General features: G+C 69.4%; 13 protein-coding genes. 6 read left to right on the forward strand and 7 right to left on the reverse strand.

Translation table 11 applies throughout. From position 1 onward, the window contains the following. Positions 1 to 16: 16 nt before the first annotated feature. From ON31_RS00895 to ON31_RS00915, 5 genes are all read right to left on the reverse strand, one after another. Positions 17 to 1,312: a DUF58 domain-containing protein gene (locus ON31_RS00895; RefSeq protein WP_039808203.1), complete on the reverse strand. Its 1,296-nt coding sequence runs from the start codon at positions 1,310 to 1,312 to the stop codon at positions 17 to 19. A 3-nt stretch (positions 1,313 to 1,315) separates the two neighbouring features. Beyond that, entirely contained in the window at positions 1,316 to 2,320 is a 1,005-nt protein-coding gene (locus tag ON31_RS00900) for an AAA family ATPase (protein WP_051036578.1), read from the reverse strand. After that, positions 2,296 to 3,474, reverse strand: coding sequence for a DUF4129 domain-containing protein (locus ON31_RS00905; RefSeq protein ID WP_255221929.1), 1,179 nt, complete (start codon positions 3,472 to 3,474; stop codon positions 2,296 to 2,298). Before ON31_RS00905 ends, ON31_RS00900 begins: the two co-directional genes overlap by 25 nt. Beyond that, positions 3,471 to 4,361 (reverse strand): hypothetical protein, encoded by an 891-nt coding sequence (locus tag ON31_RS00910; RefSeq protein ID WP_051036581.1) that lies wholly within the window; start codon positions 4,359 to 4,361, stop codon positions 3,471 to 3,473. Before ON31_RS00910 ends, ON31_RS00905 begins: the two co-directional genes overlap by 4 nt. Before the next feature lie 269 nt (positions 4,362 to 4,630). Next, complete coding sequence (locus tag ON31_RS00915) at positions 4,631 to 5,179, reverse strand: TetR/AcrR family transcriptional regulator (protein ID WP_039808209.1); 549 nt, start codon at positions 5,177 to 5,179, stop codon at positions 4,631 to 4,633. 73 nt (positions 5,180 to 5,252) lie between these two features. Here ON31_RS00915 and ON31_RS00920 point away from each other — a divergent pair, with 73 nt between their 5' ends. Further along, positions 5,253 to 6,854, forward strand: a complete 1,602-nt coding sequence (locus ON31_RS00920) for an MFS transporter (protein WP_081592125.1) — start codon at positions 5,253 to 5,255, stop codon at positions 6,852 to 6,854. 197 nt (positions 6,855 to 7,051) lie between these two features. Continuing rightward, complete coding sequence (locus tag ON31_RS00925) at positions 7,052 to 7,420, forward strand: excalibur calcium-binding domain-containing protein (protein WP_370450370.1); 369 nt, start codon at positions 7,052 to 7,054, stop codon at positions 7,418 to 7,420. A gap of 183 nt (positions 7,421 to 7,603) precedes the next feature. On the opposite strand, the gene ON31_RS00930 is transcribed toward ON31_RS00925, so the two are convergent. Next, positions 7,604 to 9,556, reverse strand: a complete 1,953-nt coding sequence (locus tag ON31_RS00930; protein ID WP_081592126.1) for a DUF4407 domain-containing protein — start codon at positions 9,554 to 9,556, stop codon at positions 7,604 to 7,606. An 886-nt stretch (positions 9,557 to 10,442) separates the two neighbouring features. Between ON31_RS00930 and gltB the strand changes: the two genes are divergently transcribed. From gltB to ON31_RS34380, 3 genes are all read left to right on the forward strand, one after another. After that, positions 10,443 to 15,089, forward strand: coding sequence for a glutamate synthase large subunit (gene gltB, locus ON31_RS00935; protein WP_039808210.1), 4,647 nt, complete (start codon positions 10,443 to 10,445; stop codon positions 15,087 to 15,089). A gap of 253 nt (positions 15,090 to 15,342) precedes the next feature. Next, complete coding sequence (locus ON31_RS00940) at positions 15,343 to 16,812, forward strand: glutamate synthase subunit beta (RefSeq protein WP_039808213.1); 1,470 nt, start codon at positions 15,343 to 15,345, stop codon at positions 16,810 to 16,812. A 239-nt stretch (positions 16,813 to 17,051) separates the two neighbouring features. Beyond that, on the forward strand, positions 17,052 to 17,585 hold the full coding sequence (locus ON31_RS34380) for a DUF1707 and DUF4190 domain-containing protein (protein WP_029930503.1): 534 nt from the start codon (positions 17,052 to 17,054) through the stop codon (positions 17,583 to 17,585). Here ON31_RS34380 and ON31_RS00950 read toward each other — a convergent pair. Further along, a complete protein-coding gene (locus ON31_RS00950) occupies positions 17,536 to 19,779 on the reverse strand; it encodes a serine/threonine-protein kinase (RefSeq protein ID WP_051036583.1) in 2,244 nt (747 codons plus the stop codon). The genes ON31_RS34380 and ON31_RS00950 overlap by 50 nt on opposite strands. A 431-nt stretch (positions 19,780 to 20,210) precedes the next feature. Here ON31_RS00950 and ON31_RS00955 point away from each other — a divergent pair, with 431 nt between their 5' ends. Then, positions 20,211 to 21,107, forward strand: a complete 897-nt coding sequence (locus ON31_RS00955) for a cutinase family protein (protein WP_081592127.1) — start codon at positions 20,211 to 20,213, stop codon at positions 21,105 to 21,107. Positions 21,108 to 21,134 lie beyond the last annotated feature (27 nt).

Below are 21,134 nucleotides of genomic sequence, written 5' to 3' on the forward strand. Positions count from 1 at the left end.
GTAACAACGGCCGGGTTCAGAGCGCGCCGGTCTGTTTCAGCTCCAGATACTCGTTCGCCAATGCCTCCGGCAGCTGCTCCGGCGGTGCGGCGATCACGCGGACGCCCATGCGCTGCAAGCTTTCCCGGGTCAGGGTGTGCTCGATGACCAGGCTCTCCGCGGCGGCGGCCGTATACAGGTCGTCGACGGTGGCGCGGCGGGTGGCGGCGGCCGCGACCTCGGGGTCGGTGACCGCGACGATCAGCACCCGGTGGCGGCGGGTGAGCACCGGCAGCACGGGCAGCAGCCGCTCCTGCACCACGGCGGCGTCCAGGTGGGTGAACCACACCACCAGGCTGCGGCGGCGGGCGCGTTGCAGGGTCGCGTTCAGCAGGGCCTGGTAGTCGGTGTCCACCAGGCGCGGCGCGACCGCGGCCAGGGCGTGCATGAGCTTGAACTGCAACCGTTTTCCGCCGATCCCGCGCACCTCGGTGCGCAACTCCCGGTCGAAGGCCAGCAGATCCACCGAATCGCCGCCCGCCGCGGCCAGTCCGGCCAGCAGCAGCGCCGCCTCCACCATGGCGTCCAGGCGGGTGCCGTCGCCGACACGGCCCGCGCTGATCCGCCCGGTGTCGAGCAGCATCACCACGTGCCGGTTGCGTTCCGGCCGCCAGGTGCGCACCAGCACGTCGTCGGCACGGGCGGTGGCGCGCCAGTCGATGGTGCGTACGTCGTCGCCGACCACATACTCGCGGAAAGAATCGAATTCGGTGCCCTGCCCGCGAATGGTGGCGGTATTGCGCCCCTCCATCTGCTGCAGGCGGCGAATCTTCGCTCCCAGCAGTCGTTCCGACCGGAACGGCGGCAGCGCGCGCAGCCGAGCGGGCACCGCCCGGCGGGTCTGGCGTCCCGCCATGCCGAGCGGGCCGAGCAGCCGGATCGTCACCGGTCCCGCGATGCGGTCACCGCGATAGTCCGGCGTGAGTTCGGTGTGGAACCGAACCCGGGTATTGGCGGGCAGACGCAGTTCGTGCGTGCGGTGTTCGGCGTGCGCGCTGTCGGGCCAGTCGTCCCACACAATGCCGCGCAGCGTGCGCGAACCCTTGTTCAGCACAACCAGTTCCACCTCGGCCGCGCGTCCGGTGCGCACCGTGGTGACCGGTTCCCGGGTCAGCTCGAGGTCGTCGGCGGAGCCGAGCAGCGCCAGGTCCGCGATCACCAGCACCGCCAGTGCCGCCGTCGCCACCAGCACCCCGAGCCAGGATGGCAGCACCAGGGTGACGAACAGCGCCGCGGCCGCCGCGGCGAGGGCCAACCGGCCGGTCACGACCATCGGCTACACCGGAACGGGAACGGACATGAGCAGCGAGGTCAGCACACCCTCGGCCGTCACACCCGCCACCTCGTGCTCGGGCCGCAGCTGCAAACGGTGCCGGAGCACCGGCAGCGCAATGGCTTTCACATCGTCGGGGGTCACGTAGCCGCGCCCGTTGAGCCAGGCGAAGGCGCGCGCCGCCGCCATCAGCGCGGTCGCGCCGCGCGTGGACGCACCGTGCGCGACGGCGGGGGAGGTGCGGGTGGCCCGGCACAGGTCCACGATGTAGGCCAGCACCTCCGGGCTCAGGGTGACCTGCGCGATCGCCCGGCGGGCGGCCTCGATATGGGCCGGACCGGCCACCGGCCGCAGCCCCGCGCCCGCCAGATCGCGCGGGTCGAACCCGGCGGCATGCCGTTGCAGAATCCGGAACTCGTCGTCGCGGCCCGGCAACTGCACGTCGACCTTGAACAGGAACCGGTCCAGCTGTGCCTCCGGCAGCGGGTAGGTGCCCTCCTGCTCGATGGGGTTCTGGGTGGCGATCACCACGAACGGCTCCGGCAGCGGCTGCGGTACGCCGTCCACCGAAACCTGGCGCTCCTCCATGGATTCCAGCAGCGCCGACTGGGTTTTCGGTGGGGTGCGGTTGATTTCGTCGGCGAGCAGCAGATTGGTGAACACCGGGCCGCGCCGGAAGGTGAACTCGGCCGAATGCGGATCGTAGATCTGCGAACCGGTGACATCGCCGGGCATCAGGTCCGGCGTGAACTGCACACGCGTGTGCTCCAACTCCAGCGCGGTGGCCAGCGAGCGCACCAGCAGTGTCTTCGCCACGCCCGGAACGCCTTCGAGCAGTACATGGCCGCGGCACAGCAGCGCCAGCACCAGGTACATGACCGCATTGTCATTGCCGACGACGGCCTTGCCGATCTCCGCGCGCAGGGCCAGCAGGGCCTGCTGGGCGTCCTCGGCGGTAGGGGTGTGGGTGGTGTCCACTGTGGTCACAGGACCTCCGCTTCGATCCATTCGAGTTGGGCGGCGACGAGTTCGAGGGTGCCCCGGTCCGGGACCGGGTCGTACAGGGCGGCGGTGACGAGTGCCGGTGCGGCCCCGCTGCGCGCGGTCACCGCGGCCAGCACCCGGTCGGGCGTGCTGTCGGCGGTGAGGCCGAGCACCGGGCGCAGCCGCCGCAGTGACGCCGAGCGCAGCCGGGCGGCCACATGCTCGAAGTCGCGGGAGCGGCGGTACAGCCCGGCCTGTCCGGCGAGCAGTTCGTGGGCGGGCACCTGCACCGGCAGCGGATCGGGCACCACGCTGCCACGGCGGCGCGCCCGCCACCACAGCACGATCGCCCAGGCGACGGCCCATTGCAGGCCACCGAAGGCGACCCAGCCGGGGAGCCGCTCGAACAGCGAGTCCTGACCCTCCCCGAACTCCGGTCCGTCGATATCGGGTGGTTGCGGCGGTGGCCCGTCCGGCGCGGTCGGCCGTGGTACCGAGGGCGCGCTGAGAGCGTTCACCAGCCCGAAGATCAGCAGCGCCACCGCGAGCACACCGAGGATCACGGCCCAGAACCGCCAGTCGCGCAACAGTTCCGGGGTGTCCACCGATCGCCGGGAGCGCGCGGTCTTCTTGCGCGGCTTGCGGCGGCGTTCGCTGATCTCGTCCGGCTCCGCGCCCGGCGGCGGTGCGGTGGAGTAGCGGTCGGCCTGCTCCAGGCGGCGATACTCGAATTCGGTGGCGGGGCGACCGCCGTACACGATCTCGTCGAAACTGCGCGCCGCCGAGGGCAGTTCGGTGGGATCGGCGACCTCGCCGCGTTCGCCCAGCGCCGTGGTGGCGGCGTGCGCGGTCTCGTCGGCGGTGCGGGCGCGGCTGACCTCGAGCACCCCGTGCTGCTCCAGTCCGCGGGTCACCGCCCGGAACCGCTCCCGCTGTGCGGTGGCGAAATCCTGTCTGCGCGCCGCCTCCTCGGCAGCAGCCAGATGTACGTCCGCCGCGCCCAACGTGGGAATGGGTGGGGCGCTGGGCATCTCGACCGGATGCCACGTGCCCGTGCCACCGCCCGAGGAGGGGGCATCGGTGCTGTCGACCGGACGCCACGTGCTCGGCGCACCCGGCGGATTACGCGGCGGTTCCGGCCTACCCGCGTCGTCGCGTTCTCCCCCCGTGCCGGTCATGACGGTGCTCCATTTCCCGTGGCGGTCGCGGGTCGCGGAATGCGGATGTCCCAGCCCTCGCGGCGGCAGCGGCGGTCCACGTAGACGACCGCCTGCGTGGCGGATTCGATGGTGTCGGCGAAGGCGGTCCAGAGCATGACCACGCTGATGATCAGGGCGATGACCGCCGGACGGTGGGTGCCGGTGAACTCGGCGACCAGTTCCAGGGCGAGCAGCATCGGCAGCAGCAGCACCGGCAGCAGCGTGCGCAGCGCCATCCACACGCCGACCAACTGCCATTCCGTGCCCTGCGCCAGGGTTTTCGCGCGCTGCGCGGCGACCGCGGCGGTGGCGGATTCCCCGACGATCACCGGTGCGGTGGTGTACTGCCGCGCCCGCAGCCAGCCCAGCCAGATCACCGCGAACGGCAGCGTGATGACCAGCGGCACGCCCAGCGCCAGCACGCCGACTCCGATCAGCGTGTACTTGAGCTGGAACAGCGCCAGCGCGGGCAGGTGCGGCAGCAGCCGCCGCAGCGCGCTCCGCCAGCCCGGCGGCTGCCGGTACACCTCGGCGACCGCGACGACGGTGGTCACCCCGCGCACGTAGAGCCGCAGGAACCAGAGGCACACCAGGGTGATGAGCACCGCGCCGACCGCGACGGCGGCATCGGAGTCACCGGCCAGCGCGATCACCACGAGGGTGCAGCCGATCGCGACCGCCGCGCTCACCGCCGCACCGGCCCCACACAGGGCCGCCAACAGCTTGATTCGGCGCTGCACCAGCTCGAACGGCAGGTCCATCAGTTCCCGGAACCGCAGCGGCCGGATCGGCACCGGCGCGGGTTCGGGCTGGGGTTCCGTCGCCGATCCGGTCGTCGGACCGGCGTGGTCGGCGGCTGGCAACACGGGCCGAGTCTATCGGTCCGGCGGCTTTCGGTCGCGACTCGACGCTTTCGGCGGGTGGCGGGCGATTCCCAGTAGGAACTCGTTCGTTGCCGACTGGCGCAGGCGACCGCCGTCGCGCCTCCGGATACTGCCGGCCCGGTGCCGTCGACACGGACGCCTGCGCGATGACGTTCCCCGCATGCACGCCGCCTCGCGGTGAAGGGTGCGGTGCGGCGCGCAGACCGCGGTATGTGGGCTGCCGTTCCGGCGTAGTTCGGGCGACTCCGCTCCTACGCGTCGAGTAGGCGGGCGACGACCCGGCGGTACAGCTCCGGTTCGACGGGCGGCAGGCCGAGCAGGGCGCGCAGGTAGACACCGTCGCCCACCAGGCTGACGATCTCCGCGCGCACCGGATCGCGGATCTCGTTGTCCAGACCGGTCTTCCAGCTGTGCATCACCTCGGTGAGGGCGCGGTCGACCTCGTCCACGTCGGTGTCGTGCGGGCCGTCGACGGTGCGCATGGTGGCCAGCATGGAGCGGTACAGGGCCAATTCGAGGGCGTCGGACTCGTTGTCGGGATGCGGGGTCTGCAAATACCACTCGGCTACCGATCTGCCCTGCGACACGGCGGATTCGAGCTGCTGGTCGGCGCGTTCGCCGAGGCGGCGGACCAGCCCGGCCAGCAGGGCGTCCTTGGATTTGAAGTGGTAGAGCAGCCCGCCCTTGGAGACGCCGGCCGCGGCGGCCACGTTCTCCAGGGTCACCTGAGACATGCCCTTGTCGAGCAGCAGGGTTTCGAGGGCGTCGAGGATGCGGTCACGCGTCGCTGTCACGGGCATCACTGTACCGTCTGGACGGTTGGTCTGTTACTGTACCGTCTGGACGGTTCAAACTCTGAAAGCAGCGAAGGATATGACCACCCACAGCAATGCCCGGCCCACACCCGGAACCGCGGCGCTTCCCGACACCGCGGCCGACCGCCGCGCCGTCGACACCCCCCTCCCGGACGGTCGACCCCCGCGCGCCACCGCCCGCACCTGGGCCGGGCTGAGCGTGCTCGCCCTGGCCCTGCTGCTGATCTCGGTCGACGCCACCGTGCTCGACCTCGCGGTCCCCGCCATCAGCGGCGATCTCGCCCCGACCACCCCGCAGCTGCTGTGGATCATCGACGTCTACTCCTTCGTGCTGGCCGGACTGCTGATCACCATGGGCACCCTCGGCGACCGCATCGGCCGCCGGAAACTGCTGCTCATCGGCGCGGCCGGATTCGCACTGGCCTCGGCGCTGGCCGCCTGGTCGATCAGCCCCGAGATGCTCATCGCCGCCCGCGTGCTGCAGGGCGTCGCGGGCGCGACCCTCATGCCCGCCACGCTCGGACTGATCCGGAGCATGTTCGCCGATCCGCGGCAGCGCACGGTCGCCATCGCGGTCTGGGGTGCGATGGCGGGCAGCGGCGCGGCCATCGGTCCGCTGCTGGGCGGCTGGCTGCTCGAGCACTACTGGTGGGGTTCGGTCTTCCTGGTGAACCTGCCGGTCATGGCGCTGCTCGTGGTGCTGGCCCCGGTGCTGGTGCCGGAATCGCGGGACCCGAATCCGGGCCGCTTCGACCTGCTCAGCGCCGGGCTGTCCATGCTGGCGCTGATCCCGATCGTGTACGCGGTCAAGGAGATCGCGGCGCACGGCGTGAGTTCGGTGGCGCTGGTCGCGGCGGTGGTCGGCGTGCTGGCGGGTGCGGTCTTCCTGCGTCGTCAGCGCCGCCTCACCGCGCCGCTCATCGACCTGGATCTGTTCGCGCTGCCGCCCTTCCGCGCGGCGGTGCTGACCAATCTGCTGTCGGTGTTCGCGCTGGCCGGTGTGCTGTTCTTCGGGTCGCAGTACTTGCAGTTGGTGCTGGGCTTGGCACCGCTGCAAGCGGGTCTGCTGCTCATTCCCGGCACCATCGGCAGTATGGCCGGTTCGCTGGGCGCGGCCTGGCTGGTGCGCCGCTGGCGTCCGGTGTCGGTGCTGGTCGCTTCGTTGCTGGTGGCGGCCGCGGGCGCGCTGCTGTTCTGGCTGCTGCGCGCCGATCCATCGGCCTCGGTGCTGCCGTTCGTGCTCGGCTTCCTGCTGATCGGTCTGGGAGCCGGTGTGGCGCTGACGGTTTCGGCCGACATGATCATCAGCTCCGCACCCGCCGAGCGGGCGGGCAATGCCGCCGCGATTTCCGAGACCGCCCTGGAAGGTGGTGTGGCCCTGGGCGTCGCGATCCTCGGCAGCGTGGTGATGGCGGCCTTCCGCCACGGCTTGGACCTGACCACGGTGCCGTCCGCCCACGTGGACGCGGCTCGCGAATCCCTCGGCGGCGCCGTCGAAACCGCCCGTCACCTACCCGGTGCGGCGGCCGCCACCCTGATCGACTCGGCCCACGCGGCTTTCGTCACGGGCATCCACCTGGCGGCCACCGGTACCACGGCGATCCTGCTGCTGGCAGCGGTCATCGTCTACCGAGCCGCAGGTGCGCGGCACGACCGCTAGCGGTTGACCGGCTGATCTTTGGCACGGAATGTCGGCGGTTGTGTCAGAACCGTCGGCTTCCGGCGGGCTAGCGTTTTCTCGCGGTTCGCTTTGGTCGGGGGCGCGCTGCCCGAGGGCGTGGGCACTCCACGCTCCACGGCACGGTTTGGACGCAGGGGACACGGTCTCACCTGCGCGTATCAGTCAGGAATATCAGCGTGAACATCTCGATTACCCGGTGGCGCGGACGCACGGGCGCGGTTGCGGCCGGACTGCTCACCACCGCAGCACTCACCCTCGGCGCACCGATCGCGTCGGCCGATCCGATCACCGATCTGCTCTGCAATGCCGGATCGTCCCAGTTCTGTCCCGCTCCGCAGGCCCCCGCCCCTGCTCCGCAGGCCCCCGCGCCCGCCCCGCAGGCCCAGCCGGAGCAGCCCGCTCCGGAGCCGCAGGCACCGTCGACCTACTACCGGAACTGTGACGAGGTCCGCCGCGCGGGCCAGGCCCCACTGCACCGGGGCGACCCGGGCTACGCCCCGCATCTCGACCGTGACAATGACGGAATCGCCTGCGAGCGAGCCTGATCCACATCGCATGCTCGGGGACCGGTAGACCCCGGCCCCGGCTGCCGATGGTGTCCCCGCCAAACCGTTCCCACACGCACGCGACTGTCGGAGCAACCTGGGTCGTGCCGCGCAGACGTGGGATTACCGCCCGCTCCGGGTGGGTCCGGTCGCCGCTCGGCCGCAGCGGACTGCCGCTGCGATCTACTCGTTCTTGCCGGGCGGCAGTTCGCGCGGCCCGCGGTATTCGAGGGCCGGGTGCTGCCGAGCGCTCAGCTCGGTCTGCTGGGGTGCGGGTGGGAGGCCGTAGCCGTGGGCGGCCTGCCCGCCCGGCAGGGCGGTGTAGCCGGGGGCGTAGCCCGGGTACTGGGCGTACGGCTGGTCGACCACGGTCGAGGCGACGTGGTGGGCGTACTGCTGCTGGGCTCCCGGGGGGAGCTGGTAGCCAGGCTGTTGGAGCTGGTAGCCGGGCTGCTGCGGCTGGGCGGAGTCCTCGGAGTCGACGGTCACCTTGCGGGTGCGGCGCAGGGTGAAGGTGATCTCCTCGGCCTCCTCGAACGCCTGGCGGACGGTGCGCAGCGGATGGGTCGCGGTATCGATGGCATTGGCGACGAAGGAGGGCACCAGCGGGCGGATCCAGCGCGCGGCCGTATCGGTGAAGGGCACCGTGCCGATGATCGGAAGCTCCAGGCCGCCACCGGGTTTCGCCTGCTCCGGGCGCGGCGCGGCACCGGCCGGGGCGAGCGCGCCGCCCGCGGCGGCCGGAGCCAGGGCTTCCGGCGCGATCTGGGCGGGCAGGTTCGACGGTGTCACGATCCCCTCCTGAGACACGGAGCTGTCCTTTCGGTCTCCGGCCGCGGCGGCCGGTAGTTCGTGCGCCGGCGCGTCGTCCAGCGCGGCGCGGTCGAATTCGTTCACCGCGCGGCGGCCGGATTCGGTGATGCCGATCTCCAGCCCGCCGATGGCGGCGATGATGCGTTTGCGCTGCTGTTCCCGGTTGATGGCGGTATCGGCGTGCGCGGTCAGCCGGGCGGCGGTGATCGCCTGTTCGGTGTGCAGCTTCTCGATCTCGACCCGGGTCTGCGCGCGTCCCACCGCGATGGCGGTTTCGGCCTCCTGCGCGGCGCGGTCGGTGTCGGCGCGGAAGGCGACCCGCCGGTCGAACGAGGTCTCCCCGCGCCACCAGCGCAGCAGCAGCGGCAGCAGGGCCAGCAGCACCATCAGCACAATGGTGGCGAGGCGCAGTGTCAGCGCGCCGCCGTGCGCCGTGGTGTGGTCGTTCATGGCGACCCAGCGTGCACCCAGTCCGCGGTCGCCGTCGGTGTATGCGGCGTCCCGCGCGTCGGCGAGGGCCTGCTCCCTGTCGGAGACCCGGGCGTCGAGTCCGGCGATTCGCTCCTCGGCGGCGGTGAGCCGGGCGCGCGCGTCGTCGAGCATCTCGTTGGCGGTGCGCTCCTCGGGACCGCGCCCCGGCACTCCGGTGATGCGGTTGCTCGGGCAGTCCGGGCCGGGGTTGTATTCGCAGCGCGCGATCACCAGCGCGGTGTCGATATCGGTTTTGGCCTGGGCGATCTGCTGGTCGAGCGCGGTGCGGTCGGTACGGGCGCGATCGAGTTCGTCACGGGCGGTGACCACGGTCGCGACGGATTCGGTTTCGGCCCGCGCCCGGTCGTCGAGCAGCCGGTCCACGGTGCCGCCGAACAGTACGGTGCTCGCCAGTTCGGCCACCATCACACCCGCCAGCACCGCCACGGCGACACGCCCGGCGAATTCGGCTCGGCTACGGCGTGTTTCACCCCGTGCGGGTGCCGGAACCGTCGCCAGCGCCCGCCCGACGGCTCCGGCCAACAGGGTGGCGAACAGCGCGATGAGGACGATGCCGACGATCGGCCAGCCGGCTGCCCCGGTCGCGAGGGCGGTGACCGCACCGGCGACACCCGCGAACAGCGCCACCACCGCGCCGGTGAGCGCGTAACCGGACAGTTCGTGCCGGTCGGTCAGGCGGCTGTCGCCGCCGCCCAGCCAGGTAAGCAGCGCGCGGACCCCAGCGGTGGGATCGGACGGCCCGGGTGAGCGCCGCGCGGGCGGTGTGGAAGATGGTGCGCTGCCGCCCTCATCGGCGGGAACGTGCGGCTCAGGGACGTGTGGGGCGGTCATGGGATCTCACATCCTCTAAGTCCCAGGGTGTTTCGGCCGTGCGAAACTATCGCTTATTCGTTATCTCAGCGTGACAGGCCGAGCCGGGTTCCACCGAGTGTGCCGACGGGGATGTGTTCAGGCTCACACCGGCGAGTTTCCGGCGCGTTTCGTGCGCTTGGTCACCCCGAATCACCCCGGCAAATGTGAGCTACCGCATATTCAACGTTAGCCAGTCGTGTGCTGAGCTGGGTGAACGGCAAACGATTCCGTACGGTCGGAACATTGCCGTTACCTGTCTCCCAGGCGCTCTCGGCAGGGTGGTGAGGTGTCCGGAAAGTTAGCCACCTTACGTCCGGTTTATCCGAAGTGATTGCGGGGAAATCTGTTTCGATGCAGGTGAGAGGGCATACCGGCGTGTGAGCGGGGCGATCCTCCGCTCGGGCCGGTCACCTGGACAACAGTGGCGAACTCGACTGAAACGATGCCGCTCGGCTGCTTTACACTAGAGAACGCGCAGGTAGTGGAGGATCGATGGAGAAGCCCAGCTAGACACTGTTATTAGTGCAACCTAAGTTGGTTGGGCTCAAGTCCTGACTTATCGTTTGCTCTTACGTCGAACGCGACAAGTTCGGCATATCGCCCCAACAGCCGGGACCAGATCGGTGCCCAGACTAAAAGGCGAAAACGGCGCGGCAGGTAGCCAACACGTAAGCGTTGGGTTACCGCCGAGCACCCGACTAGGAATTCGAAGCGGGTGGACAACTAGAGAGTTGACTGCACGGTATGACCATCAGCGCCGCTGGTCAGGAAGCCGACTGTGACTGCAACGTCCGGGCGCAGTCTGACGGAGGCGTTCGACGAAGGCCGCATTCTTCGAAGGCCTGTTTTTTGTGAAGGCAGAGGCATGACGCAACTTCCTGGCCACAGGTCCCCTGGACCCCGCGGGCTCTATGATCCGGCGAACGAACACGACGCCTGTGGTGTCGCATTCGTCGTCGACATGCACGGCCGTCGCAGCCGCGACATTGTCGACAAGGCAATCACGGCACTGCTGAACCTGGAGCACCGAGGCGCAGCCGGCGCGGAGCCGAACTCCGGCGACGGCGCGGGCATCCTGATCCAGCTCCCGGATCGCTTCTTCCGGGCGATCGTCGACTTCGAGCTGCCCGCCGAGGGCTCGTACGCCACCGGCATCGCCTTCCTCCCACAGGCCCGCCGCGAAGCCGCGCGCGCCGCCTACCGGGTCGAGAAGATCGTCCGCGAGGAGGGCCTCGAGGTCCTCGGCTGGCGTGAGGTGCCGATCGACGAATCGTCGCTGGGCGCGCTGGCCCGCGACGCCATGCCGACCTTCCGGCAGATCTTCATCGCCTCGCCCAAGGGCGGCGCCGAGCAGCTCTCCGGCATGGACCTGGAGCGCCGCGCCTACGTCGTACGCAAGCGCATCGAGCACGAACTCGGCAAGGCGGGCGCCGGCGCGGGACCGGTCGGCAAGGAGTCGGTCTACTTCCCGAGCCTGTCCGGCCAGACCTTCGTCTACAAGGGCATGTTCACCACGCCGCAGCTGCGCGCGTTCTACCTGGACCTCCAGGACGACCGCGTCGAATCCGCGCTCGGCATCGTGCACTCCCGCTTCTCCACCAACACCTTCCCCTCGTGGCCGCTCGCGCACCCCTTCCGCCGGGTCGCGCACAACGGTGAGATCAACACCGTCACCGGCAACGAGAACTGGATGCGCGCCCGCGAGGCGCTGCTGAACTCCGACGTCTTCGGCACCGACTCCGAGGGCAACAACCGCCTGGAGAAGATCTTCCCGGTCTGCACCCCGGGCGCGTCGGACACCGCGCGCTTCGACGAGGTGCTGGAACTGCTGCACCTGGGCGGCCGCAAGCTGCCACACGCCGTGCTCATGATGATCCCGGAGGCGTGGGAGCGCCACGAGAACATGAGCCCCGCGCAGCGTGCGTTCTACCGCTACCACTCGTTCCTCATGGAGCCGTGGGACGGCCCGGCGTCGGTGTGCTTCTCCGACGGCACCGTCATCGGCGCGGTGCTGGACCGCAACGGTCTGCGCCCCTCCCGCATCTGGGTCACCGACGACGGTCTGGTCGTGATGGCCTCCGAGGTCGGCGTGCTCGACATCGACCCCGCCAAGGTGGTCAAGAAGGCGCGGCTGCAGCCGGGCCGCATGTTCCTGGTCGACACCTCGCAGGGCCGCATCATCGGCGACGAGGAGATCAAGGAGGAGCTGGCCGGCGAGCACCCGTACCAGCAGTGGCTGGACGAGGGCCCGACCAAGCTGAGCGATCTGCCCGACCGCCCGCACGTGCACATGTCGCACGACCGCGTGCTCATTCGCCAGCAGATCTTCGGATACACCAACGAAGAGCTGAACCTGCTGCTCGCTCCCATGGCGGAGAAGGGCATGGAGGCGCTCGGCTCCATGGGCACCGACACCCCGATCGCGGTGCTGTCCAACCGGTCGCGACTGCTGTTCGACTACTTCGCGCAGCTGTTCGCGCAGGTCACCAACCCGCCGCTGGACGCCATCCGCGAAGAGGTCGTGACCTCGCTGCGCACGCTGATCGGACCCGAGTCCGATCTGCTGCACCCGGGCCCGGAGTCCTGCCGTCAGATCACCCTGACTCAGCCGATTCTGGACAACGACGAGCTGGCCAAGCTGGTCCACATCAACGACGACGGCTCCCGTCCGGGGCTGCGCTCGGTGGTCGTGCACGGCCTGTACCCGGTCAAGAAGGGCGGCAAGGGGCTGCGCAAGGCCATCGAGGCCGTGCAGCGCCAGGTCTCGACGGCCATCGACGGCGGCGCGCGCATCATCGTGCTGTCCGACCGCGAGTCCAATGAGAAGCTCGCCCCGATCCCGTCGCTGCTGCTGACCGCCGCCGTGCACCACCACCTGGTGCGCGAGCGCACCCGCACCAAGGTCGGCCTGGTCGTGGAGGCCGGTGACGCCCGCGAGGTGCACCACATGGCCATGCTGATCGGCTTCGGCGCGGCGGCCATCAACCCGTACATGGCCTTCGAGTCCATCGAGGACATGCTGGAGCGCGGCGCGCTGTCGCTGGGCACCGGTTCGGTGGAGTCCGATTTCAAGAAGGCCGTCGCCAACTACAACAAGGCGGCCGGCAAGGGCGTGCTGAAGGTGATGTCCAAGATGGGCATCTCCACCGTCGCGTCCTACCGCGGCGCGCAGCTGTTCCAGGTGGTCGGCCTGTCGCAGGCGCTGTGCGACGAGTACTTCGTCGGCCTGAACTCGCCGCTGGACGGCATCGGCCTCGACGACATCGCCGACGAGGTCGCGGCCCGACACCGGCTGGCGTTCCTGGAGAACCGCAACGAGCGCGCGCACCGCGAGCTCGAGGTCGGCGGTGAGTACCAGTGGCGTCGCGAGGGCGAATACCACCTGTTCAACCCGGACACGGTGTTCAAGCTGCAGCACGCCACCCGCTCGGGGCAGTACTCCATCTTCAAGGAGTACACCAAGATGGTGGACGACCAGACCGAGCGGCTGGCCTCGCTGCGCGGCCTGTTCAAGTTCAAGTCCAAGGGCCGCAACCCGATTCCGATCGACGAGGTCGAGCCCGCCAGCGAGATCGTGAAGCGGTTCTCGACCGGCGCGATGAGCTACGGCTCCATCTCCGCCGAGGCACACGAGACCCTCGCCGTCGCGATGAACCGGCTCGGCGGCCGCTCGAACTCCGGTGAGGGCGGCGAGCATCCGGCGCGCTTCGAGCCGGAGGAGAACGGCGACTGGCGTCGTTCCGCCATCAAGCAGGTGGCCTCGGGCCGCTTCGGCGTGACCGCGCACTACCTGACCAACTGCACCGACATCCAGATCAAGATGGCGCAGGGCGCGAAGCCCGGCGAGGGCGGCCAGCTGCCCGCGCACAAGGTGTACCCGTGGGTCGCCGAGGTCCGGCACTCCACCCCGGGCGTCGGCCTGATCTCGCCGCCGCCGCACCACGACATCTACTCGATCGAGGATCTGGCCCAGCTGATCCACGACCTGAAGAACGCGAACCCGCAGGCGCGGATTCACGTGAAACTTGTCGCGGAGCCGGGTGTCGGTACCGTCGCCGCGGGTGTGTCCAAGGCGCACGCCGACGTGGTGCTGATCTCCGGCCACGACGGTGGCACCGGCGCGTCGCCGCTGACCTCGCTCAAGCACGCGGGCGGCCCCTGGGAGCTCGGCCTGGCCGAGACCCAGCAGACGCTGCTGCTCAACGGTCTGCGCGACCGCATCGTGGTGCAGGTCGACGGTCAGATGAAGACCGGTCGCGATGTCATGATCGCCGCGCTGCTGGGCGCCGAGGAGTACGGTTTCGCGACCGCTCCGCTGGTGGTCTCGGGCTGCATCATGATGCGCGTGTGTCATCTCGACACCTGCCCGGTCGGTGTCGCCACCCAGAACCCGATCCTGCGCGAGCGCTTCACCGGCAAGCCGGAATTCGTCGAGAACTTCTTCATGTTCATCGCCGAAGAGGTGCGCGAGCTGCTGGCGTCGCTGGGTCTGCGCACCCTGGACGAGGCCGTCGGCCGGGTCGACCTGCTCGACACCACCGCGGCCAAGTCGCACTGGAAGGCCAGCAAGCTGGACCTGTCGCCGATCCTGGACGACGTCGAGACGGCGTTCATGTACCAGGACCGCCGCCGGACCAAGGAGCAGGACCACGGCCTGGACAAGGCGCTGGACAACCAGCTCATCACCCAGGCGCGTGACGCGCTGGAGCGGGGCAAGCCGGTCAAGTTCGAAACCAAGATCACGAACGTGAACCGGACCGTCGGCACCATGCTCGGCCACGAGGTGACCAAGCTGTACGGCGGCGCGGGCCTGCCCGACGACACCATCGACATCACGTTCACCGGTTCCGCCGGTAACTCCTTCGGTGCGTTCGTCCCGGCCGGTATCACCCTGCGGGTGCTCGGCGATGCCAACGACTATGTGGGCAAGGGCCTTTCGGGTGGACGCATCGTCGTCCGGCCGTCGGCCGACGCGCCCGCCGAGTTCGTGGCGGAGCAGAACATCATCGCGGGCAACGTGATCCTGTTCGGCGCCACCAACGGCCACGCGTTCATCCGCGGTGTGGTCGGCGAGCGCTTCGCGGTTCGCAACTCGGGCGCCACCGCGGTGGTCGAGGGCGTGGGCGACCACGCCTGCGAGTACATGACCGGTGGCCGGGTGGTCATCCTCGGCGAGACCGGCCGCAACTTCGGTGCGGGCATGTCGGGCGGCGTGGCCTACGTCTACAACCCGAACGGCACCTTCGAGGGCAATGTCAACCCCGAGCAGTCCGATGCCATCGAGCCGCTCTCGGGTGAGGACTTCACCTGGCTGCACGACATTGTGGCGCGCCACCGCGACGAGACGGGTTCGGCCGTGGCCGAACGCATCCTGAGCGACTGGTCGCAGCAGGTGAACAACTTCGTGAAGGTCATGCCGCGCGAGTACAAGAAGGTCCTGCTCGCCATCTCCGAGGCGGAGGCTTCGGGGCGCGATGTCGACGAGGCCATCATGGAGGCCGCTCGTGGCTGATCACATCGGGGCCGCGGGTGCGGCGAGGCGCTGCGATCATTCAAGGCCGCTCGTGGCTGATCACATCGGGGCCGCGGGTGCGGCGAGGCGCTGCGATCATTCAAGACCGCTCGTGGCTGATCACATCGGGGCCGCGGGTGCGGCGAGGCGCTGCGATCATTCAAGGCCGCTCGTGGCTGACGTTACTGCGGTGCGACGCACCAGCCTTGTTCGGTGCGCCGGATGGCGCGTTAGCTTTTGTCAGGAGTCGTAAATGGGTGACGCACAGGGCTTCCTGAAGCACACCAAACGGGAACTGCCGACTCGCCGTCCGGTGCCGCTGCGCCTCATGGACTGGAAAGAGGTCTACGAGGAGAACTTCTCCCACGAGACCCTCCAGCGCCAGGCCAGCCGCTGCATGGACTGCGGTATTCCCTTCTGCCACAACGGCTGCCCGCTGGGGAACCTGATTCCCGAGTGGAACGACCTGGTCTACAAGGGTGCGTGGAAGGAGTCGTTCGAGCGGCTGCACGCCACCAACAACTTCCCGGAGTTCACCGGCCGCCTGTGCCCGGCTCCGTGCGAGTCGTCCTGCGTGCTCGGCATCAACCAGGACCCGGTCACCATCAAGCAGGTCGAGGTCGAGATCATCGAGAACGGTTTCGACGAGGGCTGGGTCACCCCGGTGTACCCGACCCGTCTGACCGGCAAGAAGATCGCCGTGGTCGGGTCCGGCCCGGCCGGTCTGGCCGCCGCGCAGCAGCTCACCCGCGCGGGCCACACCGTGACCGTGTTCGAGCGTGACGACCGCATCGGCGGCCTGCTGCGCTACGGCATTCCGGAATTCAAGATGGAGAAGCGCTTCATCGACCGCCGTATGGCGCAGATGGAGGCCGAGGGCACCGTCTTCAAGACCGGCGTGAACGTGGGCGTGGACATCACCGCCGAGCAGCTGCGCGAGCAGTTCGACGCGGTGGTGCTGGCCGGTGGCGCGACCATCGCGCGCGATCTGCCGATCCCGGGTCGCGATCTGGACGGCATCCACCAGGCCATGGAGTTCCTGCCGCTGGCCAACCGGGTGCAGCTGGGCGACGCCATCACCGACGCCGAGGGCTTGCCGCCCATCCACGCCAAGGGCAAGAAGGTCGTCATCATCGGTGGCGGTGACACCGGCGCGGACTGCCTGGGCACCTCGCACCGGCAGGGTGCGGCCTCGGTGCACCAGTTCGAGATCATGCCGCGTCCGCCGGAGGAGCGCGCCGCGTCCACCCCGTGGCCGACCTACCCCCTCATGTACCGGGTCTCCTCGGCCCACGAGGAGGGCGGCGAGCGGGTGTTCTCGGTGAACACCGAGCGTTTCGTCGGCGCGGACGGCAAGGTCACCGGCCTGCAGGCGCACGAGGTCACGATGGTGAACGGCCGCTTCGAGAAGGTCGAGGGCACCGACTTCACCCTCGAGGCCGATCTGGTGCTGCTGGCCATGGGCTTCGTCGGCCCGCAGAAGAACGGCCTGCTCGAGGATCTGGGCGTCGGCTACGACCAGCGCGGCAACGTCAAGCGCGACAACGCCTGGCAGACCACCGTCCCCAGCGTCTTCGTCGCGGGCGATATGGGCCGCGGCCAGTCCCTGATCGTCTGGGCCATCGCCGAGGGTCGCGCCGCCGCCGCCGCGGTGGACAAGTACCTCGAGGGCGATTCCGCCCTGCCGTCCCCCATCACCCCCACGATGGTGGCGCAGCGCTGACCCGCTGAGCGGAGCGACACAAACGGACGCCCATGGGTTTCGACCCATGGGCGTCCGGCGTAACCAGCGGAGCAGACCGCCGCCGAACGCCGTCACATCGGTGATGCATGAGGCTGTGATGCATGACGATGTGATGCGGCGCGCCCTGTGGTGCTGCTCTCGAACGGCGTATTCCGGCGTGCTGGAGGCATAGGCTCGAAGCAGAGATATCCGCTTCCTCGGGTTCAACGGAGACGCCCATGGAACCTCAGTGGCCCACGTCGAATTCGCTTGCGGGCGATGCCGACCGGGAACGCGCGATCGAGGCGTTGAAGCAGCACTTCCAGGCCGGGCGGATTACCGGGGACGAACTCTCCGATCGAATCGGGTTGGCACTCAACGCGCGCACCTTCGGGGATCTCGATCACGCGATGGAGCAGTTGCCGCCACTGCGGCCGTATGGTTCGGCTGGGCGGACGATCATGCCGCCGGTGCCGTTCGGTGCGTCGTTGTATGCGCCGTTTCCGGTGCGGCCGGGGGACAATGCGGTCGTACCGGGTGCCTACAGCGCCTACGCCCAGCCGGCACCGCGGCGGCGCACCGGGTTGGCGATCGCGTCGTTCGCGCTCGGGATGAGCGGATTCCTCTGTGGCATACCGGCGATTCCGGGACTCGGCCTCGGCATCATGTCATTGTTCACGGACAGCGACCGTGACGACCGGGGCTGGGCGGTCGCGGGCATCGTCACGAGTGTGGTGTGGCTGGGGTTGTTCGGGCTGCTGTTCTTCGGGTGACCGCGCGTTCGAAGGCGCGCAGGTCCTCCTGGAGTTGGTGGTTGAGCCAGTAGTCGCCGATGAAGCCGAGAATGCCTGCCAGGCACAGCCATTGGATGGGGTCGATCACCAGGGACACCTCGGCCGGTTCCAGGAACATGAGGCCGGTGATCACGGCGATCAGCGGAATCGACGCCGCCACCGCGAGATAGCGATTGCAGCGGCGGCCCAGTGCGCGCAGCGCGGCGCTGTCGTCGGTGGTCTCCCCGTGCACCAGCAAGCGCGGATAGAAGCAGCGCACCACGCAGAAGGTGACCAGGAAGAACGGATACACCACGGCGATGGTCCCGCTCACCACCAGCGTGGTGGAGAAGTGGATGATCTGGCGCACCGACAGATCCGAGTAGACCAGCAGGACCACCGGTGTCACCAGGGCGTGGAACATCCAGCCGCCGAAGGCCACCAGCGCCACCCGGTCGCCGTCGACGAGGGTGTCGCGCCGCGCCTGCGCGAGGATCGCGGTGTCCACGGTCCGGCCCCGCCGCACCACCCGCCACACCAGGAAGGCGCGGCGGCACAGATAGTTGGTCACCACGATGGCGATCGGGGTGGTGAGGACGCCGAGCAGACCGCTGATGTCCTGGAGTCGCTCCCGCTGGTCGGGCCGCACCCAGGCGTAGAACAGCGGGGCGTTGTGCAGATTGTTGTACAGCACGCCGAGGATGAGCCCGGCGGTGCTGGCCAGGCTGATGATGGCCAGCAGCGACCAGGGGCCGAGCCGGGCGCGCGGGCTGGTGTGCGGCGGGTCCACCAGATCGCGGGCGCGGCGGTCCAGGCACAGGCCCAGCTGCTGCGCCAGTTCGGCCCCGCTGGCCCACCGGTCCTGCGGGCGCGGGGCCAGACAGCCGAGCAGCACGCGGCGCAGGGTCGGTGGCGTATCCGGGGGCAGGTCCATCAGATGCTGTTGCGCGACTTCGCGTTCGCGCAGTTCCAGCATGCGCTCGAGGGAGGTGGCGGAGTCGCCCGCGCGCGTTTCGTCGTCGAAGGGCCGGTGGCCGGTCAGCAATTCCCACAGCATCACCCCGAGGGCGTAGATGTCGCTGCGGTCGTCGAGGTGTTCGGCGGTGGTGGGCAGGTGCGGATGACAGGCGGCGAGCTGCTCGGGCGACATGTACGCCAGTGAGCCGCCGAAGTAGGCGAGTGGGCTGGTCCCGGCGACATGGCGGCCGAAGCTCACATTGAAGTCGGCGAGCTTCGGCGCGCCCTCGGCGGTGAGCAGCACATTGGCGGGTTTGATGTCGCGGTGCAGCACGCCGTGGCGGGCCGCGTAGTCGAGTGATTCGGCGAGCTGTTTGCCCAGCCACGCCACGGCCTCCGGCCAGGTGGCGGCGGCCAGTTCGGTGCGGATGAGGGAATCGCCGTCCACGATGTCGCCGCGGGCACGCATGGCCGCGTCGACCGCCTCCAACAGCAGTGCGCCGCTGCGCTCTTCGGGTGGGCGGGTGCGTACCAGCGTCAGTACGTCGTGCAGGGTGCCGCCCGGCAGGTACTGCATGTACAGCAGTTTCAGGTCGCGGTCGGCGAGCAGCCGCTGATCGTAGACGCGCACGATGTGGTCGTGGTCCAGTTGTGCCAGCGTCTCGGATTCGGTGCCGCGGTTCTGGGAGATCTTCACCGCCACCAGGCGTTGCATGGAGCGCTGCCAGGCCAGGAACACGCGCGCGAAGGCTCCGCTGCCCAGTTCGCTGAGCAGGTCGAAGTCGCCCATGCGGTCGCCCACCTCGATGCCGTCCAGGGCTTCCTGCGCCCAGGGCACCGCGATCAGGGTGCTGCGGTAGTCGTCGGCGGCGAGGGCGGGCACGGTGTCGTCGGTGTCGACGCGCCCGCTCGGTTCGGGTTCGAGCCCGGCGCGGCGCAGCGCGTGGAATTCCTCGTAGACCAGGTCCGGCGGCAGCGGTTCGGCGCCGAGTTCGACGTATTCCGCGAGGTAGTCGGCGAGGCGCTTGGGGTGGTGGAAGCGCACCCAGCGGTATTCGAGGTCGACCTTGATCAGTTCGATGAGGCACAGCCGCCGGAACTCGGGTGCGTCCGGCAGGAACCGGGCCAGCTCGGGCGGCGTCTGTGCGGTTTCCCAGGCGGCGGCGAACCGCGCGACTACCGATGTCAGCAGTGAACGGGTCGCGCGGACAGCATCCGATCGGATTGCCGACTCCACCTCATGCCCTCCACCCCGACGAGGTACTACAGGTCAGTATGCGCCCGCGAGCCGAGCGAACACCTGCGAATTTCGGTGTGCGATACATCGGTAAGTTCGCACCGGCCGTCGCGAGTGCGGACCGGTCGCCACGATCTCACTGCGGCTCACACCCCTCCGCAGTGGCGTGCATCACAGAGCCGGTGCGTGAAAGATGTTGGCACCAACGCAAATCGGACGTTTTCCGGCAGTTGGTCGGCGACGACGCCAAGCCCCCTTTATCCTTGTCACCGGTGTGTCGCCGATCTCTTCGCCGCGGTGAGTTCGCGAATCTCATACGGGTGGGGTTACCTGCGTTAACTCGGTGTGCACGGAAACGTCATCGGACGACCGCACCATGATCGGGAATCGGGACGAGATCGTTACGTCCCGGGCAGGTGAACTGGAGCACTATGCGGTTGAAGAAGATTGTCGCCGCTGCGGGGGCAGCGGCGAGTGTGTTGTCCGGCCTCGTGCTCGGCGGTAGCGGAGCCGCGGTGGCGGATCCGGGATGCCCGAGCCTGTACACGGTCGCCATCCCGGGGACCTGGGAGACCGGCAAGGACAAGGATCCCGAGCACGGCATGCTGTCGGGTGTGACCGACGGGCTACCCGGCCGCGTGGATTATGTGAACTACGCCGCGACCGCCTTCCCCTGGGAGGGCGATGTCTACGGCGCGTCCAAGGCGGAGGCCACCGCGAACGCCCGCAATCTGGTGCGGGCCATGGCGGCGCGCTGCGGTTCGACCAAGATCGCGATCGTGGGCTACAGCCAGGGCGCGGACGCGGCCGGTGACCTGGCCGCCGAGATCGGCACCGGAATCGGGCCGGTATCCCCGGACCGGGTCGTGGCCGTCGGCCTGCTCTCCGATCCGCGCCGCTCGCCCGCGGACATCCAGGTCGGCCCGGCCGCACCGGGCGCCGGGGCCGGTGGCCCGCGCGTCGGCGGCTTCGGCTGGATCGCCGACCGGGTGCGCACCATCTGCGCCATCGGCGACCTGTACTGCTCGACGGAGGAGAGCGACTTCGTCATGCGGTTCGCCGGATTCCTCGCGCAGGCATCCAATCCCAGCCCGGCCAGCATGTGGCGCTACCAGCAGGAACTGGGCGCCATCATGACCGATCTGATGGCACAGGGCGGGTTCCCCACCTTGCAGGCGCAGCTCAGCGAGGACGCCAACCAGCAGCGCATCGAGCAGTTGCGGCAGTTCTACGGCACCGGCACCCACCAGATGTACGGCAGCTACCCGGTCGGCGGCGGGCAGACCGCCGTCAGCTGGATGCACAACTGGATCGCCCGGTCGGCCTAGTCCGCAGGTGTCGAACCGGCGAGGGCC

Origin of the sequence: Nocardia otitidiscaviarum NBRC 14405 (genome assembly GCF_000308635.1) — a bacterium.
GTDB lineage: Bacteria > Actinomycetota > Actinomycetes > Mycobacteriales > Mycobacteriaceae > Nocardia > Nocardia otitidiscaviarum.

What these genes read in the sequence shown, in the direction of transcription:
- ON31_RS00915 (WP_039808209.1), bottom strand. Translation starts at nt 5,179, where the DNA reads ATGCCCGTGACAGCGACGCGTGACCGCATCCTCGACGCCCTCGAAACC.
- ON31_RS34380 (WP_029930503.1), top strand. Translation starts at nt 17,052, where the DNA reads ATGGAACCTCAGTGGCCCACGTCGAATTCGCTTGCGGGCGATGCCGAC.
- ON31_RS00900 (WP_051036578.1), bottom strand. Translation starts at nt 2,320, where the DNA reads ATGGATCGAAGCGGAGGTCCTGTGACCACAGTGGACACCACCCACACC.
- gltB (WP_039808210.1), top strand. Translation starts at nt 10,443, where the DNA reads ATGACGCAACTTCCTGGCCACAGGTCCCCTGGACCCCGCGGGCTCTAT.
- ON31_RS00955 (WP_081592127.1), top strand. Translation starts at nt 20,211, where the DNA reads ATGCGGTTGAAGAAGATTGTCGCCGCTGCGGGGGCAGCGGCGAGTGTG.
- ON31_RS00905 (WP_255221929.1), bottom strand. Translation starts at nt 3,474, where the DNA reads ATGACCGGCACGGGGGGAGAACGCGACGACGCGGGTAGGCCGGAACCG.
- ON31_RS00940 (WP_039808213.1), top strand. Translation starts at nt 15,343, where the DNA reads ATGGGTGACGCACAGGGCTTCCTGAAGCACACCAAACGGGAACTGCCG.
- ON31_RS00895 (WP_039808203.1), bottom strand. Translation starts at nt 1,312, where the DNA reads ATGGTCGTGACCGGCCGGTTGGCCCTCGCCGCGGCGGCCGCGGCGCTG.
- ON31_RS00920 (WP_081592125.1), top strand. Translation starts at nt 5,253, where the DNA reads ATGACCACCCACAGCAATGCCCGGCCCACACCCGGAACCGCGGCGCTT.
- ON31_RS00930 (WP_081592126.1), bottom strand. Translation starts at nt 9,556, where the DNA reads ATGACCGCCCCACACGTCCCTGAGCCGCACGTTCCCGCCGATGAGGGC.